This window comes from Gibbsiella dentisursi, from assembly GCF_039539505.1.
GTDB lineage: Bacteria > Pseudomonadota > Gammaproteobacteria > Enterobacterales > Enterobacteriaceae > Gibbsiella > Gibbsiella quercinecans.
On the sequence record NZ_BAABDG010000002.1, the window covers coordinates 347,627 to 363,496 of the forward strand.

Sequence of the window (15,870 nt, forward strand, 5' to 3'; positions counted from 1 at the left end):
GCCGATGGATAATTCAGCCACATTAAATGGGGGCCTGCGCCTGGTACTGTTTAAGCTGATCGGCCAGCGTTTGCTGGCCGGTGTGGTGATGCTGCTGGTGGTTTCACTGCTGATCTTCGCCGGCATTCAACTGTTGCCCGGCAACGCGGCGACTGCGATTCTCGGGCAGACCGCCACGCCGCAGGCGGTGGCGGCGCTGAATCAGCAGTTGGGGTTGGATCAACCGGCGATGCAGCGCTATCTAAGCTGGCTTGCCGGCGTGCTGCAAGGGGATTTCGGCCACAGTTTCACCACGCGCGAAGCGATTGGCCCGGTGCTGCTCGAACGCTTGGGCAACAGCCTGTCGCTGGCGTTTTTCACGGCGCTGGTGGCGGTGCCGCTGTCGCTGGTGATTGGCTTTCTTTGCGCCCGCTACCAGGGCCGCTGGCTGGATCGGGTTCTGAGCTTGTTTACCCGCACGGCGGTGTCGCTGCCGGAGTTTTTCTCTGGCTACCTGTTGATACTGGTCTTTTCCATCACGCTGTTCTGGCTGCCGAGCAACGGCAGTATCTCTGAAGGCATGCCGCTCGGCCAGCGGCTGCTGGCGATAGCGCTGCCGTGCCTGACGTTGATCCTGGCGGTGCTGGGGCATATGAGCAATATGACGCGTGCGGCGCTGGTGAATGCACAGAACGCCGCCTATGTGGATACTGCCTTGATGAAAGGGCTCTCTTCTTCTGCGATCCTGTTTCGCCACGTATTGCCCAACGCCTGGGGGCCGATCATTAACGTGATCGTGTTGAACCTGGCCTACCTGATGGTGGGCGTGGTGATCGTCGAGAACGTATTTGTCTATCCCGGCCTTGGCCAGTATATGGTCGACAGCATCAGCAAGCGTGACATCCCGGTGATCCAGGACTGTGCGCTGCTTTTAGCGGCAATTTACATTCTGCTTAATTTGCTGGCAGACGTGGTGGCGCTGGTTGCCAACCCGCGCTTACTGCATGGCCGTTAAGGGCATCGGCGGCCCCGATATGTTTAAGAAACAAGGAATACCTTTGGATGTTTAGCCTGAAGTTATCCGCCATTCCCGGCATGCTGGGTATGCTGCTGTTTATTTTGGTGGCGCTTTGCGCCCCCTGGATCGCGCCCTATAGCGCCGATCAGGTGGTCGGCGGCGCCTGGGAGGGCATATCGGCCCAGTATTGGTTAGGCACCGACAATCTTGGGCGCGATCTGTTTTCGCGCCTGGTATGGGGCACGCAAACGTCGCTGGGCGTCAGCGCGCTTGCCACGCTGCTGGCGTTCGTTCTTGGTACTCTGCTGGGTTTCCTGGCGGGTTTCTGCCGTGGCTGGGTCGATCAGCTCATTTCACGTCTTAACGATATTTTAATGGCGATCCCAACGCTGATTCTGGCGTTAGTGGTGTTGGCGCTGCTGCCGAAAACCATCCCGATGATTATCCTGGTGCTGGGCGTGTTGGAATCCACCCGCGTGCTGCGCGTGGCGCGCTCGCTGGCAGTGGACATTTCTTCACAGGAGTTTATTGAAGTGGCGCGCCTGCGTGGGGATTCGGTGAGCTGGATCCTGTGGCGCGAGATTTTGCCCAACGCATTCACTACCCTGATCGCCGAATTTGCGCTGCGCTTTATTTTTGTGCTGCTGTTCCTTTCCTCGTTGTCGTTCCTTGGCCTGGGCATTCAGCCGCCGACGGCGGATTGGGGCGGGCTGGCGCGGGATAATAAAGACGGCATTTTATTCGGCGTGTGGGCGGCGTTGCTACCCGGTGCGGCCATTGCGCTGCTGGCCATTTGTTTGAACAGCGTGGCGGACTGGTTGCTCAGCCGCCATAGCCGCAGTTGGTAGGAGCCCGCGATGAGTACACTTTCTTCTTTCCCCTTGCTGCAGGTTGATCAACTGCAGGTTTGCGCGGGCGATGCCGTACTGGTAGACAACATTTCGTTCACCCTGAACAAGGGGCAGGTGCTGGGGCTGATTGGCGAATCCGGCGCTGGCAAATCGACCATTGGCCAGGCGATCCTGGGCCATTGCCGCCAGGGGATGAACATCACTGGCGGGCGCATCCTGTTTGAGGGACGGGATCTGGCGAGAATGCCAGAGCGCCAACTGCGCAAACTGCGCGGCAGCCGAATCGCCTATGTGGCGCAGTCAGCCTCGGCGGCGTTTAACCCGGCGAAAAAGATTGGCGAGCAGGTGATTGAAAGCGCGCTGCGCCACGGCATATTCAACCGCCAACAGGCGATAGCGCGCGCCATCACGCTATTTGAGCAACTGTTGCTGCCGGAGCCGGCAGTCTTCTTCCACCGTTATCCGCACCAGGTTTCCGGCGGCCAGCTGCAGCGCGCGATGATCGCCATGAGCATCTGCGCCGGGCCGGATCTGATCATTTTTGACGAACCGACCACCGCGCTGGATGTTACCACCCAGCTTGAAGTGCTGCGCGCCATTGATGCGGTGATCCGCCAAAACGGCGTGGCGGCGATTTATATCAGCCACGATCTGGCGGTGGTGACGCAGGTCTCCCAGCGGATTATGGTACTGCGCTACGGTAAGCAGGTTGAAGTGGGGAGTACCGCTGCGCTGTTGGCCGCGCCGCAAGCGGCCTATACGCGTGAGTTGCTGCATACTTATGGCGATGTTCACGTGCCGCGCCCGGCCGCCGTGCCGGTGTTGGAAGTGAAGGATGTGTCGTTGCAGTACAACCAGCAGCCGATCTTGCAAGATATCTCGCTGGCGCTCGGGCGTGGGCGTACGCTGGCGCTGATCGGCGAATCCGGCGCCGGTAAGTCGACGATTGGTCGGGTGATCTGCGGCCTGGCGACGGCGCAGCATGGGGCGGTGACGCTGGAAGGGAAGCCACTGCCGGCCTCGCTGGCGAAGCGTAGCCGGCAGCAGCTTGGCGCGATACAGATGATCCATCAGCACCCGGATACGGCCCTGAATCCGTGTTTGACCATTGGTCAGCAAATTGAGCGTTCGATGCAGTGCCTGACGGCACTGCCTGCCGATGAGCGCCGGGCGCGTATCCACCGCCTCTTGCAACAGGTTGGCTTACCTGCCGAATTGGCAGAACGTTATCCCGGCCACCTTTCCGGCGGGCAAAAACAGCGTGTGTGTATCGCCCGCGCGCTGGCCGTTGAGCCGCAGGTGATCGTCTGTGATGAGCCCACTTCCGCGTTGGATCCGCTGGTTGGGCGCGATGTGTTGGCGTTGTTGAAATCCATTCAGCAGGAAACGGGCATTGCCTTGCTGTTTATCACTCACGATCTGAACGTGGTGCGGGCGATTGCCGATGAGGTGATTGTGCTACGCCACGGCGATATCGTGCGCCGGGGGGAACTGGATCGGGTGTTCACACCGCCACTGGATAATTACACCTACACCTTATTGCACGCGGTGCCGGAGATGCGCGCTGGCTGGCTGCAGGAGAAACTGGCTGAAGCGGTGCCTGTGGAGTGAGGGATGAAACGCCGTTTACAACGGCGTATCCTTGGCACAGGGAATTGCGATAGGAGTTTATAAATGATACGCCATATTTTGTTGATTACCTTTAAGGATGATGCCCCAGCGAGCGAAATCGCAAGGCTAAAACAGGCGTTTTTGCATATGCCCGAGCATATCGACGGGATATTGGCCGTTGAGTGGGGGAACAATGACAGCCCTGAAGGGAAAAATGCCGGCTTTAGCCACTGTGTGGTGATGACTTTCCGCGATGAGCAGACGCGCGAACGCTATTTACCGCACCCGCAGCATGATGCTTTAAAAGAGATCTTCCGGCCATTGCTGAGCGATATTATCGTCTTTGATTACCCGGTATTGCCGAACAGCGTGAGTTAACAAGGGGCAATAATAAATAGAAAAGCGGCCGTAGGGCCGCTTTTGCGTAGTAAACCGGTTCAGGTATTTAACGGTTTATTTATCGCGATAATATTTACCCAGTGAGTCAGCCACTTTCATTGCGTCATAGACGTCGTTCGCCGTGACTTTTCTTACCATGTTACCCATGGTGTCACCTTCGGCGCAGGCAACTTGCGCAACGGCACGCCAGTCTTCTTCTTTCCATTCCTTCAGGCCGAAGTCTTCCAGGCACAGCGGCAGTTTGGCGATTTTGATGATATTAATGACTTCTTCCAGCTCTTCTTTCGGCGTGTTTTCCAGCACCAGTTGGGTTAACAGACCGAACACCACTTTTTCGCCGTGCTGAGCCCGGTGTAATTCCGGCACCACGGACATACCGTTGTTCACCGCATGGGCCGCGGCCAGGCCGCCGGATTCAGCGCCCACGCCGCTGGCGTAGATGGTGGCTTCCAGGCAAGCTTCGAAAGCCGGCGAGCTGACTTTATTTTCCACGGAGATCATCGCCTGCTCGACGTTGGCTTTCAGCAGATCAAAGCACAGCTTGGAGATAGCCAGGCCGGTCGCGGACGGTTTTCTCAGGATCAGGTTCAGGCCGTCGGCGTTGTAGCAGGCGCGGGCTTCAAAGTAGGTGGCCAAGGCATCGCCGATGCCGGCAGAGAAAAAGCGCGCCGGCGCTTTAACCAATACGTTTGGATCGGCTAATACGGCATCCGGGTTTTCCGGCAGGAACAGATATTTATCAAATTCACCGTTTTCTTTATATAGCACGGATAGCGCGGTGCATGGGGCATCAGTGGAAGCGATGGTTGGAACGATGATGACGGGTTTTTTATGTTGGTAAGCAACGGCTTTTGCTGCATCCAGTGTTTTCCCGCCGCCGATGCCGACAATAACATCACAACTATTTTTTTCTCGTATTTCACACAGGCGATCGACTTCTTTCTGCGTACATTCACCTGCGAATTTTTCTATAACGCTGCCGACATTGTTTTTTTGTAGATTGAATTTAGTCGTTGTATTGACGGTATCCAGAAAGAAAACGTCGCAAACAATAAGCGCTTTATTGCCGAAGTCATGAATATATGCACTGGGATCCAGTAGGAGATCTTTTGCGATGATAAATTTCTTGGGGGATGATATTGAGCGATGATTGGACACGGATTATTCCTTTTTTCGTCTTGTACTAGATTTTTAAAAATACTATAGATATTTGAATGCTTGCTAATCAAATGAAAGTCGGGCCTGAATTGATCTGGCTCAATTTAGCCTTTCCCTTAAGTTATTTTGATATGAAGGACAGTATTTGTATAGGATTATAATATAAAAAAATAAGATTATTTTTTTGTTCTTGTCCAGTTGATTTCCTGATTGGGCTTTTATTGTACTCTGCGGCGGAGTTGGCTCCCCCAGAGTAATGGTTCTATGGGGTTGGCTCGGGCCAGGGCTTATCATGATAATATTAATTATCTTAATGAATTAACATGGTTTTTTCCATGGTCGCTATTGATCGGCTGCGGGGCATTTTGGTATAGCTATCACCAGTGATGCGTGAGAAGATCGCTAGGGCACCTCGCAGAAGCCCAGATGAAAAAGCCGTTTTAGTGGTTCATTTTTGTCACTTATGTCACTTTATTATGCTGGCGGCGGCCGTTGTGAATACGCTGCGTTGCGGTGAAAATAAAGCATATCCCACTGTGCGGGTGGGAAGTTTGTTTGTGATGATGGGCAATCAGCAAGCCGAAAAAATGTGCCGTTAGGCCGAAAAGGTTGGAGAACGTGAGATTATTTTTTATTACTCTGGTGGTGTTGGTCGTGTTTGTTGGGGTTATATCCTATTTGAGCGGCTCTTCGCCCTTTCCCTGGGGGTGAGTGCGGGTTGATGTGTTCCCCATGGTTTGCGGCTAGCGCGTGGGTTGCCGGTGTGGTGATCCACGGTTGCCGCCAGGTTCATATCATTGCTTAAGATCCGGCCGCTGTGCGGCATATTGCCAGGGCAATGGCGATGCAGATGTTTTGCGTACATTTGGCCGGGGTGGGGCGGTCATTGCCGCCAGGAACCGCCTGGAAGACGAAATATTAAGCGTTAACTGGATCACGGAAATTATGTAATTGACTGATTTTAAAATAATTTAAATCCATTTATCCAGAGTTGACAACCTCCGTCAGCGTTAATATATTTTTTATACCGTGGCCGGGCGCTACTGCGCTTTAGTTCGCGGTGGGTAGTGTCGTCGTCGGTATTTCTTAATCCCTTGATAGCTTTGCAACACTATTTGGAGGTTTAGGTATGAAATATCCTGTTGGCAGTATCGTTAAGCTTATTTCAGAGAATAAGAAAGGCCAGGTTATTAATGTGATACGCTCTGAAAGTGCTTCCCAATATGGCGTTAAATGGGGGGATGGTTCTTACAATATTCACCCGGAAAGCGAAGTCAGGCTGGCAAGCTCTGATTTACCTAAAGTTTTCCCATGTTTATATGGTTAATTAATTCCATTTAAATATCTGCATCTGACCATGCGCAAGTGCTTTTATTACCTAAAGATGGCAATCCGATGAACTTTCGGTTTTTTTGTCGTTATGATTGTTTGTAATTATTGCCGATGTTCGCCGTTGTATTATTGCACGTGGTAACCGATGTCGCACTTCACCCCGGCCATGGCCGGGGTTTTATGTTTTATCCGGGCATGAAAAAAGCCGCCTGTTATCAGGCGGCGGAATGTTTAGCTAAAACGTTACAAAGGTGGTCACAAAAGGGCATTGCGGGCCCGGATGCGACCATTGCAGAATATCTGCTGGCCTCTGGCGACACAAGAATTCCTCCTGCTGCCTAACTGAAATAGGAATAACCTCAGCCCGGATAAAAACGCGGTTGGTTTGGCGATTTCCTATTTCTGTTAAATCATCGCCAATGGCCGGGTTGTTTTGCCAGAAATGCGTGCCACATGTTGCTGATGTTTACACGCGGGTAAAATGGCTTATGTTTCGGTGCGTTCCGCCACTATGGATTTTAACCCCGTGGATAATATGTGGTACTGCGCTGCGGTTTAGCGTGTTTGAATTCAAGGTTACATCTGGCCAGGCAAACTTACCTGATGATGACAAATCTATACACTCACCTTGGTAGGGTAGTCCTACCCGATGATGTTGTGTGTTACTCCTTATTCCTTCCTGTAGCGTATTATTCATTCCCATCCTTTATCCCGCCGTGAGCGGGATTTTTTTTACCCATTACTGCGGTGAGCCGCAGAGCCAGCAGGCCGAAGGGCACTTTTTATCATTGAGCCCGATGAATTGCTGTTACCCAAGGGCGGAACGCACTAGATTATTAGGTACCCGTCATACTTCAAGTTGTAGGTGTGTTGGCATTGTTGGCCTGTAACTCGAATTATTTAGGGTAGAGAACCCACTCGATAGCGGGCCATGCGCCCGCTGCGGTAATTCAACTTCAGGAGTATATTATGGCTAAGACTGTGGTTATTTATCATTCCGGCTACGGCCACACGGAACGTCTGGCAAAAACGGTGGCAGAGGGCGCGGGTGCTGAACTGATCGCCATCGATCCGGAAGGCAACATCAGTGAACAGGCCTGGCAAACGCTGGATGAAGCCGATGCCATTATTTTCGGCTCGCCAACGTATATGGGCGGCCCGTCGTGGCAATTCAAGAAGTTTGCCGATGCCAGTTCCAAAGCCTGGTTTGCCGGTAAGTGGAAAGATAAAGTGTTCGGCGGCTTTACCAACAGCGCCAGTTTGAACGGTGATAAGCAGGTGACGCTGATTGCGCTGCAGACGCTGGCTTCACAGCACGGTGGGCTGTGGGTCAGCCTGGGGCTGCTGCCGGCTAATACCAAGGCGGCGCAGCGTACCGACGTCAACAACCTGGGGGGCTCGGTTGGCCTGCTGGCGCAAACCCCGGCGGATGCCAGTGTGGATGAAATGCTGACCGGCGATTTGGAAACCGCTACGCTATATGGGCAGCGCATTGCGGCGGTAGCCGCAAAACTGGCCTAATAGTATGCTTCCCGCCCCACATTCGCGTGGGGCGTTACGATCACTCCAGCACCGTGGGCTTTTTTTATCACGGCGAGATTGTGTTTGGCTGTTTGGCTTTACCCGCGGCTCTGGATGAGCGGCGTGGTGTCTTATTGACGCAATGATGCGCGGTGAACTGAATGACAATACATTACGCTGCGGTTAGGATGATTCTGTTAAACAAAAGTTGATGTTCGTTATGTATTGATTAGACTTGGTTTCTTCGTTTCAATCAGGTTTATTTATCCTATCAAGTTGCCGAGCACGCGAATATGCGCATAATTATTCTGGTTATTATGGGATTATGGACAAGGTTATGGATGCCAGAATAAATACTAAACATGGGCTGCCTTTGACGGTCCAATTGATTAATCTTTTTCTACTGGCTTTTTTATTGTCGCTGGTGGGCGTTTTTACTCGGCCAATTGATTCACTGTCGCTGTTTTGGCCGGTGAATGCCATTTTGCTCGGGCTGCTGCTGCGCAAGCCTGCTTATGCCACACGGCCCGGTTGGCTGGTGATTTATCTGGGGATGATCGTCTCCGATCTGGTGACCGGTGAACACTGGTCGATGGCGCTGTGGCTTAATGCCTGTAACATGGCGATGATCGGCATCGGCTACAGCGTTATGCTGATACTGCCGCAATCACAACGGCGGATGGGGCAGCCGCAGGCGATTCTTTACCTGTTTACCGCCAGCCTGCTTGGCGCCGCCATCGCGTCGACGATGTCGGTGGTGCGCCATGACAATCTATATAATAACCCGTTTGTGGTGGCCTGGGCAGCGTGGTTTAGCGAACAGTTCTCCACCAATCTACTGATCTTACCGGTATTTTTGGCTGCCCCACGCATGAAGCAATTGCTGAACATGCGTTTCAACTGGCAACTGCGCAACAGTGTGCCGCTGCTGGTGTTGCTGCTGTCTCTGCTTTTCAGCGTGTATATTGGCGGGCCGGGGGCGATTGCTTTCCCGATCCCTGCGCTGCTGTGGTGCGCGGTGCGCTATCAACTCTTTACCGTGACGCTGCTCTCGCTGCTGACTGGGGTTACCGAGATCGTCAGTATCTCTGCCAATCTGCTGCTGTATGGCGCGCCAAACGCTCACAATGAGTTTATCGATACGCTGATGTCGGCGCGGCTGGGCATCGCGATGTTGGTGATGGGGCCTCTGATCCTGTCGAGCTCAATCGCCGTGAATCGCAAGCTGTTACGGCGGCTGGAGCACAGCGCCAATCATGATTTCCTGACCGGCGCCTTAACGCGTAGCGCACTGACCAGCAAGGCCAGCGAACTGCTGGAGCAGAAACACAAATCGAAAGAAGCACTGTCGCTGCTGTTGATTGATATAGACCATTTCAAACTGATAAACGATACCCACGGCCATGTGGTGGGCGATCGGGTATTGGCGTCCTTTGCCCATATTCTGCGGCGTGAATTGCGCAACGATCAGCTGTTTGGCCGTCTGGGGGGGGAAGAGTTTGCGATCGTGATGCCGCGTGCGTTGGCGGTGCAGGCGGTTGCGCTGGCCGAGCATCTGCGCAAGCTGATCGAACAGGCGGATTTGGATTCGGGCGGCAAAACCCCGCTGAAGGTGACGATTAGCATCGGCGTCGCCAGCCTGGCGATGAATGAGGTGAAATCGCTGGAGCAGGTTATGAACATGGCCGATATCGCGCTGTATCGCGCTAAATCGCTGGGCCGCAATCACGTGGAATCGTTCAACGTGGTGAATGGCAACAGCCTTGGCTACGTCAAATTTAAATAAGAATTACGCCTGCTTGGGTTGAAAACGAACGCCGCAGTTGGGGCAGATCAACTCGACGTTTTCCTGCAGGCGTGAGCACTGTTGCTTGGTGACATAGGCGCATTTGGGGCAGGCAATCGGCGTGGTGCGTTCGGTGTAGCCTTTAACACTGCGGGAATGGGGCATAACAACGACCTGCGTAAAGTAAAGAACCACGCTAACACAGGTAGTTTTAAACTGCCTCGATTATTTTCCCGCCCTTTCTTACAGCTGCTTAAGCATCTCGAGCGTTTCGTCGATGTCGATTTCATGCTCGGAGAAAGTATGCGTAACGTTCTGGAAGGTGGTCACTGACAACATGCGCAGGGTTTGTGTCGCCGCGGGATCCTGAGCGGCCTCTGGCCGGATACGGTTCATCAGCAGCCCAACCGATAGCACGGTGTTCTCCTTATCGATCTCGGTTTTTACCGGGGCTTCCTGGCTAAAGGTGTGGAACGATTTAATGCTGGAAATCTTAATCCGTTCATTGGCGATGATGATGTATTTACTTGGCGCCTGCACTTTGACGGCGTAGGCCGATGGGCCCTTGGCGTTATTGGTCGGCTCAAAGGTGACCGCAGCGTCTTTCTTGATAAGCTCTGGGTTTTGCACTTTGACCACGTGAAAATAACGATTCTCCCCGTTCTCATCGCGAATAAAGCCGAAGCCTTTGTCTGCAAAAAAAGTCGTTATCTTGCCGTTCATCGTTATTCTCTAAAGTCGTTAATCCTGTGCTAATCATAACGTGGAATGCCGTGCTATGACAGGGAAAGGGCCCCCGGCTGCCGCCGTTAGCCCAATGTTTGCGGCGCTTGAAGAGAATTTCTCCACAAATGGCGCTGTGTGTATGCCGTGTGGGCATCTAAGCTGGCGTTCTACCGAGTTTTTCACTTTTTATTTATTTTATGTGATCCCGATAGTGGACAAAATCCGATCTAATTGCTGTACTGTATTTGACACACGTTTTGTGTCTTACATTCACGTTAAAGGTAAGTTTGATGTCCAAGATTAAAGGTAGCGTTAAGTGGTTTAATGAATCCAAAGGCTTCGGTTTCATCACCCCTGAAGATGGCAGCAAAGACGTTTTCGTTCATTTCTCCGCCATTGTCAGCAACGGTTTCAAAACCCTTGCCGAAGGTCAGCGTGTAGAGTTTGAAATCACTAACGGCGCCAAAGGCCCGTCTGCTGCCAACGTTACCGCTATCTAAGCTATCGCAGCTGATTTTCTTAAAACCCGCGCCTTTGCGCGGGTTTTTTATCGCCTGGCGATCACGGTTGCGTGCGGCGCGCCATAAAGCCGAACAGCACTATCGCAATAAAATAGCAGCCGACGATAGTGAGCGCCATCGAAACGCTAGAGGTGCCGCCCAGCCCGGTTAGCGGCACGCTGCAGGCGCCCAGGGCGAACATGCACACCCCGATCAGCGCCGAAGCGCTGCCGGCGTTTTCGCCTTGCGACTGCATCGCCAGCGATGACGCCGTGGGGCCGACCACGCCAATGGCGGCGACCGAGAAGAACAGCGTCGCCAGCAGCAGCGCCAGCGAGGTATGCATGAGGCTTGCCAGCAACAACAGTAACGACGCCACGGCCGCTAACGCCAGGCCTCCCTTCAGCACGCGCCATTCCCCCCACAGCGTGCTGATGCGCGCCGTCAGTTGAGAGGCGATTATCAGGCCGACGCCGTTAATCGCAAAGCACAGGCTAAATGCCTGCGGGCTAAGGCCATAGATTTGCTGTAGTACAAACGGCGAGGCGCCGATGTAAGCGAACATGCCCGCCAGGGTAAAACCCTGTGTCAGGCACAGGCCCATAAACTGGCGTTGCCTGACGAGCCCGCTAAGAGAGAGCAGCATTGCCACGATCCCCCCCTGGCTACGCCGCTCCATGGGCAGGGTTTCGTGCAGCTTGAAGGCGGTTAGGGTAAACAGCGCCAGGGCAATGATCGCCAGCGCGGAGAAGATGCCGCGCCAGTCGAGAAACTGTAGCATAACGCCGCCCATCACCGGGGCGATAATCGGCGCCAGGCCGTTGATCAGCATCAACAGGGCGAAAAAACGCGTCAATTCATGCCCGGTGTACAGATCGCGCGCGACGGCGCGTGAGATGACCGCACCGCCGGCGCCGGCTACCCCTTGCAGCAATCTGGCAATCAATAATTGTTCGATACTGGGCGCCAGCGCGCACCACAATGAGGTGGCCAGCAACAACAGCAGGGAAATCAGCAGGGGGCGCATGCGGCCGAGTTTGTCGCTGTATGGCCCGAAGATTAGCTGCCCCATACCAAGCCCCAGCAGCCCGGCAGTCAGGCTTAGCTGGGCGGCGGCGGTGGATGTGTGCAGTTCGCTGGCGATTTCCGGCATGGCAGGAAGGTAAAGATCGGTGCACAGTGGGCCAAGCGCGGCCAATAAGCCTAAAATAACGGCATACAGCAGGCGTTGCCGGGCGGTTTGTTTGACCATGTGATGATTACCTAAGTAGCGATGATGGCTAAATTGTAGTGCACCCGTTGGAAAGCGGGTTAGCGCCCGCCGATCCAACTGATCAGCAGGAATGCCAGCAACGTCATGGCCAGTGAGCCGAGCAGGTTGAGCGCAACGTTAGCCAGCGCCCAGGCAAAACGGCCGTCCTGCAACAGATAAATCACTTCAAAGGAAAAGGCGGAAAAGGTGGTTAAACCGCCGCAAAACCCCGTCGTGATTAACAGCTTCAGCGTGGGATCGACCGTGTTCATGCGCATAAACAGCGCCATCGCCAGGCCGATAATAAAACAGCCGACCAGATTCACGGCCAGTGTGCCCAGTGGGATGTGGGCATGAAGCGGGTTCAACTTCAAGTTCATTGCCCAGCGCAGTGCGCTGCCTAAACCACCACCAATAAATACAGCCAAAAAAGCGTTAAACATGATCAAAACAACCTTTCATAACAGATAGGGGAAAAGTCACTCAGAAAGGCCCGGGCGCGACGCTACGCACCTCTCTGAGAGGTTACGTAGACATCATCAGCCGGTTAAGGCGGTTATGGAGGAATGCCATCTCCGTTAGCCAGCGCGGTTTTCCACTCTGGCGCAGCGATTTTACACTGGGCGCGGCCGTTTTTGTAGTGGCAGTAGCAAAAGAGGTGGGCGGCCGGCATTGGCCCCACGTTTTACCGGTTCCTGCCAGGCACATACGATCTCACTCTGTTACATGTTGCTGTTGTTTTACCCGGCTGAAAGCCGCTAAATAACTGCAGGCAAGGTTTGTTTTCTCGCTGCCGTGGGCAGCCATAATGAATAAAAGAAGGTGAGTATGGAAGGTATCAGTATTACCAAACTTCTGGTTATTGCGGTGTTGGTGGTGTTGCTGTTCGGCACCAGCAAACTGCGCACCCTGGGCGCGGATCTGGGTGCGGCGCTGAAAGGCTTTAAAAAAGCGGTCGGCGATGATTCGACAACGGCACAAAATAGCGCAGAGAATACTTCAGCGCAGCCTGGCGTTGAGAAGAAAGACATCTAACGCGTTCGTCGTTTCCTTCCGGCAATAAAAAACGGATGGCCCGTCTGGGCATCCGTTTTTGTGTTTTTGCTGCGTGAAACGTAACAAAATATTACGTTTGTTTATTTCACTTCTATCCCTTTCGCCTGCAGATCCGCATGGTAAGAGGAACGAACGAACGGGCCGCATGCTGCGTGGGTGAACCCCATCGCCAGCGCTTCTGCTTTCATTTCGTCGAACTCGTCTGGGCTGACGTAGCGCTGCACCGGCAGGTGGTGGCGGCTTGGCTGCAGGTATTGGCCCAGCGTCAGCATGGTAACGCCGTGGCGGCGCAAATCGCGCATGACTTCAACGATTTCTTCATTGGTTTCACCCAGGCCAACCATCAGGCCGGATTTGGTCGGGATTTCAGGATGCAATGCTTTGAACCGCTCAAGCAAACTCAATGACCATTCATAGTTTGCGCCTGGGCGCACCTGGCGGTAGACGCGCGGCACGTTTTCCAGGTTGTGGTTGAATACGTCCGGCGGGCTGGCGTTCAGGATATCCAGCGCGCGATCCATACGGCCACGGAAGTCTGGCACCAGGGTTTCGATCTTGATGTTCGGGCTTTTGGCGCGGATCGCGGTGATACAGTCGGCAAAGTGCTGGGCGCCACCGTCGCGCAGGTCGTCGCGGTCAACGGAGGTGATCACCACGTAGCGCAGGGCCATATCGGCGATGGTTTGCGCCAGTTTTTCCGGCTCGTTGTTATCCGGGGCGACAGGGCGGCCGTGCGCCACGTCGCAGAAGGGGCAGCGGCGGGTGCAGATAGCGCCCAGGATCATGAAGGTCGCCGTGCCGTGGTTGAAGCATTCAGACAGGTTAGGGCAGGAGGCTTCTTCGCAGACCGAATGCAGGCCATTTTTGCGCATGGCCGCTTTAATCCCCTGGATACGCGACGAATCGGCAGGGAGTTTGATTTTCATCCATTCGGGTTTACGTAACAGCTCCTGCCGTTCAGTGACCACCGTTTTTATCGGGATCAGCGCCATTTTATCGGCATCGCGGTATTTAACGCCGCGTTCCATCTGAATTGGTTTACTCATAGTCGTGCAGGTTCCAGTTACAAAAACGGCTTTTATCTATCAAAATCAGTAAAATAAAAGCAGCAGTAAAAAAATAGTAAAATTCTGGTGATACTATACCACTTTTACTGTGATCCATTCAGCCCCTCTTGTATCACGATCTCGGGCCATTCATCCTGCTGTTTTGTGCGCCTGTACGCCCGGCTTTCTGCCAGGGCGCTTGTCACCCGTGCTGGTTGGGCATTGCGCCGCCTTGATGCCGGCGGCGCAGAGGCGAATGTTATTCGCCTATCGGTAAATAACCCTGCCAATGCGGTCTTGCCGGCTGGCCGTTTGGGTTTGCAACCAGGTGTAAATAGAACTCCCCGACTTTCTCCAGTAGCAGACAGTCATCCACGTCTTTCAGATTATCTTTGTGTTGGTGCGCCGCCCCGGTGAGCAATGCTGCAAGCGCTTTTTGTTTGGCGGCGGCGGGGGTTTCAGCAACGAACAGATCGAATTCATGCAGTTCCGCCAGCGTGTCTGGGCTATAGCCGCCGACGTTGACGAAATAGAGCTTTTGGTTGCCCGAGGCGGGCTCGGTAGACAAGCGGATATCATAGCCATCCGCCCACGTCAGCTGGGTGTAACCGTCAAGATGGATTTTATTTTTATCGCCAAACCAGGCCTCACGCAGCAAGGGGTAGGCATCTTCGGGTTTTTCAACGGCGGCAAATTGCACGTCGTGCACTTCGATATTCGATTTTCCTGCGTTGCCGCCGATATAGAACATATAAAAATTCATGCAGTTACACTCTCCAGTGGGTATCGCTATATGAATTTTTATATAGCCTTTAATAGTATACAAAGTGGGTGAGTATGGAAAGCGGAGGATGAAAACAGGCGACCCGCCAGGTTTGCTTGCCGCGAGGTTACAGGTAGTCGGCCAGGCGCCACGCGCGCGGTTCGATTTTCTGGTAGCCGAGAAGATGCGCGAATTCTTTCACCAGCACCGGATGAACGTCATCCAGCCCAACGCCCGCCGCCAGCGCGCTGACCTGCGTCATCTGCATGCCGGCATAGCCGCAAGGGTTGATACGCAGAAACGGGCTGAGATCCATCGCCACATTTAACGCCAGGCCGTGAAATGAACCGCCCTTGCGGATGCGTAACCCCAGCGAGCAGATTTTGCTGTCGCCCACGTATACGCCGGGCGCATCCGGCCGTGCGTGCGCCACAATGTCGAAATGGGCCAGCGTATTGATAATGGCGTTTTCAATGTGCGTGACCAACTGGCGCACGCCAAGCTTGTTGCGCTTGAGATCGATCATCACATACATCACTTGTTGGCCCGGCCCGTGATAGGTGACCTGGCCGCCGCGATCGCTTTGGATGACCGGGATATCCCCGGGCACCAGCAGGTGTTCTGCTTTGCCTGCCTGCCCCTGGGTGAACACCGGGTGGTGTTGCACCAGCCACAGTTCATCGGGGGTATCGGCATTGCGGCGGTCAGCAAAGTTGTGCATCGCCTGGGAAACCGGCTCATACGGTTGCAACCCCAGTTGGCGCAAAATGATCGTATCGTGTTGCAAGTGGCTCATCGTCAGGCTATGTCTCGCATCGGGTAAATATTATCTTTACGTGCGCGCGGCAAGCAGCCCAATGCGGGCTACCTGC

Annotated in this window: 18 protein-coding genes and 1 riboswitch; of the genes, 10 read left to right on the forward strand and 8 right to left on the reverse strand. The window is 53.9% G+C overall.

Annotation, left to right across the window (positions count from 1 at the left end; genetic code table 11):
* The first annotated feature begins 4 nt into the window (after positions 1 to 4).
* From ABFX35_RS02000 to ABFX35_RS02015, 4 genes are all read left to right on the forward strand, one after another.
* Positions 5 to 994 carry an ABC transporter permease gene (locus ABFX35_RS02000; protein ID WP_346078872.1) on the forward strand — a complete coding sequence of 330 codons (990 nt, stop codon included), beginning with the start codon at positions 5 to 7 and terminating at the stop codon, positions 992 to 994.
* A gap of 47 nt (positions 995 to 1,041) precedes the next feature.
* On the forward strand, positions 1,042 to 1,845 hold the full coding sequence (locus ABFX35_RS02005; protein WP_095845507.1) for an ABC transporter permease: 804 nt from the start codon (positions 1,042 to 1,044) through the stop codon (positions 1,843 to 1,845).
* Between the two features lie 9 nt (positions 1,846 to 1,854).
* Positions 1,855 to 3,459 (forward strand): ABC transporter ATP-binding protein, encoded by a 1,605-nt coding sequence (locus tag ABFX35_RS02010; RefSeq protein ID WP_346078874.1) that lies wholly within the window; start codon positions 1,855 to 1,857, stop codon positions 3,457 to 3,459.
* A 63-nt stretch (positions 3,460 to 3,522) separates the two neighbouring features.
* On the forward strand, positions 3,523 to 3,837 hold the full coding sequence (locus ABFX35_RS02015) for a Dabb family protein (RefSeq protein ID WP_279023915.1): 315 nt from the start codon (positions 3,523 to 3,525) through the stop codon (positions 3,835 to 3,837).
* A gap of 75 nt (positions 3,838 to 3,912) precedes the next feature.
* Here ABFX35_RS02015 and ABFX35_RS02020 read toward each other — a convergent pair whose 3' ends face one another.
* On the reverse strand, positions 3,913 to 5,016 hold the full coding sequence (locus tag ABFX35_RS02020; protein ID WP_346078876.1) for a glycerol dehydrogenase: 1,104 nt from the start codon (positions 5,014 to 5,016) through the stop codon (positions 3,913 to 3,915).
* A gap of 1,129 nt (positions 5,017 to 6,145) precedes the next feature.
* On the opposite strand from ABFX35_RS02020, the gene ABFX35_RS02025 reads away from it, so the two are divergent.
* The 4 genes from ABFX35_RS02025 to ABFX35_RS02040 all read left to right on the forward strand — a co-directional run bounded on the left by ABFX35_RS02025 (position 6,146) and on the right by ABFX35_RS02040 (position 9,655).
* A complete protein-coding gene (locus tag ABFX35_RS02025; protein WP_121525268.1) occupies positions 6,146 to 6,343 on the forward strand; it encodes a hypothetical protein in 198 nt (65 codons plus the stop codon).
* Positions 6,344 to 6,528: 185 nt separating this feature from the next.
* On the forward strand, positions 6,529 to 6,690 hold the full coding sequence (locus ABFX35_RS02030; RefSeq protein ID WP_279023917.1) for a hypothetical protein: 162 nt from the start codon (positions 6,529 to 6,531) through the stop codon (positions 6,688 to 6,690).
* 627 nt (positions 6,691 to 7,317) lie between these two features.
* Entirely contained in the window at positions 7,318 to 7,869 is a 552-nt protein-coding gene (locus ABFX35_RS02035) for a flavodoxin family protein (RefSeq protein WP_095845503.1), read from the forward strand.
* Between the two features lie 325 nt (positions 7,870 to 8,194).
* Entirely contained in the window at positions 8,195 to 9,655 is a 1,461-nt protein-coding gene (locus ABFX35_RS02040; protein WP_279023918.1) for a GGDEF domain-containing protein, read from the forward strand.
* A gap of 3 nt (positions 9,656 to 9,658) precedes the next feature.
* Here ABFX35_RS02040 and ABFX35_RS02045 read toward each other — a convergent pair whose 3' ends face one another.
* Together ABFX35_RS02045 and ABFX35_RS02050 are read right to left on the reverse strand one after the other, a co-directional pair.
* A complete protein-coding gene (locus ABFX35_RS02045; protein WP_165907003.1) occupies positions 9,659 to 9,820 on the reverse strand; it encodes a YnfU family zinc-binding protein in 162 nt (53 codons plus the stop codon).
* Between the two features lie 78 nt (positions 9,821 to 9,898).
* On the reverse strand, positions 9,899 to 10,378 hold the full coding sequence (locus ABFX35_RS02050; protein ID WP_346078880.1) for a cold-shock protein: 480 nt from the start codon (positions 10,376 to 10,378) through the stop codon (positions 9,899 to 9,901).
* Positions 10,379 to 10,671: 293 nt separating this feature from the next.
* On the opposite strand from ABFX35_RS02050, the gene cspE reads away from it, so the two are divergent.
* A complete protein-coding gene (gene cspE, locus ABFX35_RS02055) occupies positions 10,672 to 10,881 on the forward strand; it encodes a transcription antiterminator/RNA stability regulator CspE (RefSeq protein WP_004940030.1) in 210 nt (69 codons plus the stop codon).
* Positions 10,882 to 10,942: 61 nt separating this feature from the next.
* On the opposite strand, the gene ABFX35_RS02060 is transcribed toward cspE, so the two are convergent.
* Together ABFX35_RS02060 and crcB are read right to left on the reverse strand one after the other, a co-directional pair.
* Positions 10,943 to 12,133, reverse strand: coding sequence for a multidrug effflux MFS transporter (locus ABFX35_RS02060; protein WP_346078894.1), 1,191 nt, complete (start codon positions 12,131 to 12,133; stop codon positions 10,943 to 10,945).
* A gap of 59 nt (positions 12,134 to 12,192) precedes the next feature.
* Positions 12,193 to 12,576, reverse strand: coding sequence for a fluoride efflux transporter CrcB (crcB, locus tag ABFX35_RS02065; RefSeq protein WP_279023935.1), 384 nt, complete (start codon positions 12,574 to 12,576; stop codon positions 12,193 to 12,195).
* Positions 12,577 to 12,656: 80 nt separating this feature from the next.
* Positions 12,657 to 12,719: riboswitch (Fluoride riboswitch) on the reverse strand.
* A gap of 242 nt (positions 12,720 to 12,961) precedes the next feature.
* On the opposite strand from crcB, the gene tatA reads away from it, so the two are divergent.
* Positions 12,962 to 13,168: a Sec-independent protein translocase subunit TatA gene (gene tatA / locus ABFX35_RS02070; protein ID WP_095845498.1), complete on the forward strand. Its 207-nt coding sequence runs from the start codon at positions 12,962 to 12,964 to the stop codon at positions 13,166 to 13,168.
* A gap of 101 nt (positions 13,169 to 13,269) precedes the next feature.
* On the opposite strand, the gene lipA is transcribed toward tatA, so the two are convergent.
* The 3 genes from lipA to lipB form a co-directional block, all read right to left on the reverse strand.
* Positions 13,270 to 14,235 (reverse strand): lipoyl synthase, encoded by a 966-nt coding sequence (gene lipA, locus ABFX35_RS02075; RefSeq protein WP_279023938.1) that lies wholly within the window; start codon positions 14,233 to 14,235, stop codon positions 13,270 to 13,272.
* 259 nt (positions 14,236 to 14,494) lie between these two features.
* Positions 14,495 to 14,998 (reverse strand): DUF1543 domain-containing protein, encoded by a 504-nt coding sequence (locus tag ABFX35_RS02080; protein WP_346078897.1) that lies wholly within the window; start codon positions 14,996 to 14,998, stop codon positions 14,495 to 14,497.
* Positions 14,999 to 15,125: 127 nt separating this feature from the next.
* Positions 15,126 to 15,794 carry a lipoyl(octanoyl) transferase LipB gene (gene lipB, locus ABFX35_RS02085; protein WP_346078899.1) on the reverse strand — a complete coding sequence of 223 codons (669 nt, stop codon included), beginning with the start codon at positions 15,792 to 15,794 and terminating at the stop codon, positions 15,126 to 15,128.
* Positions 15,795 to 15,870: the final 76 nt, after the last annotated feature.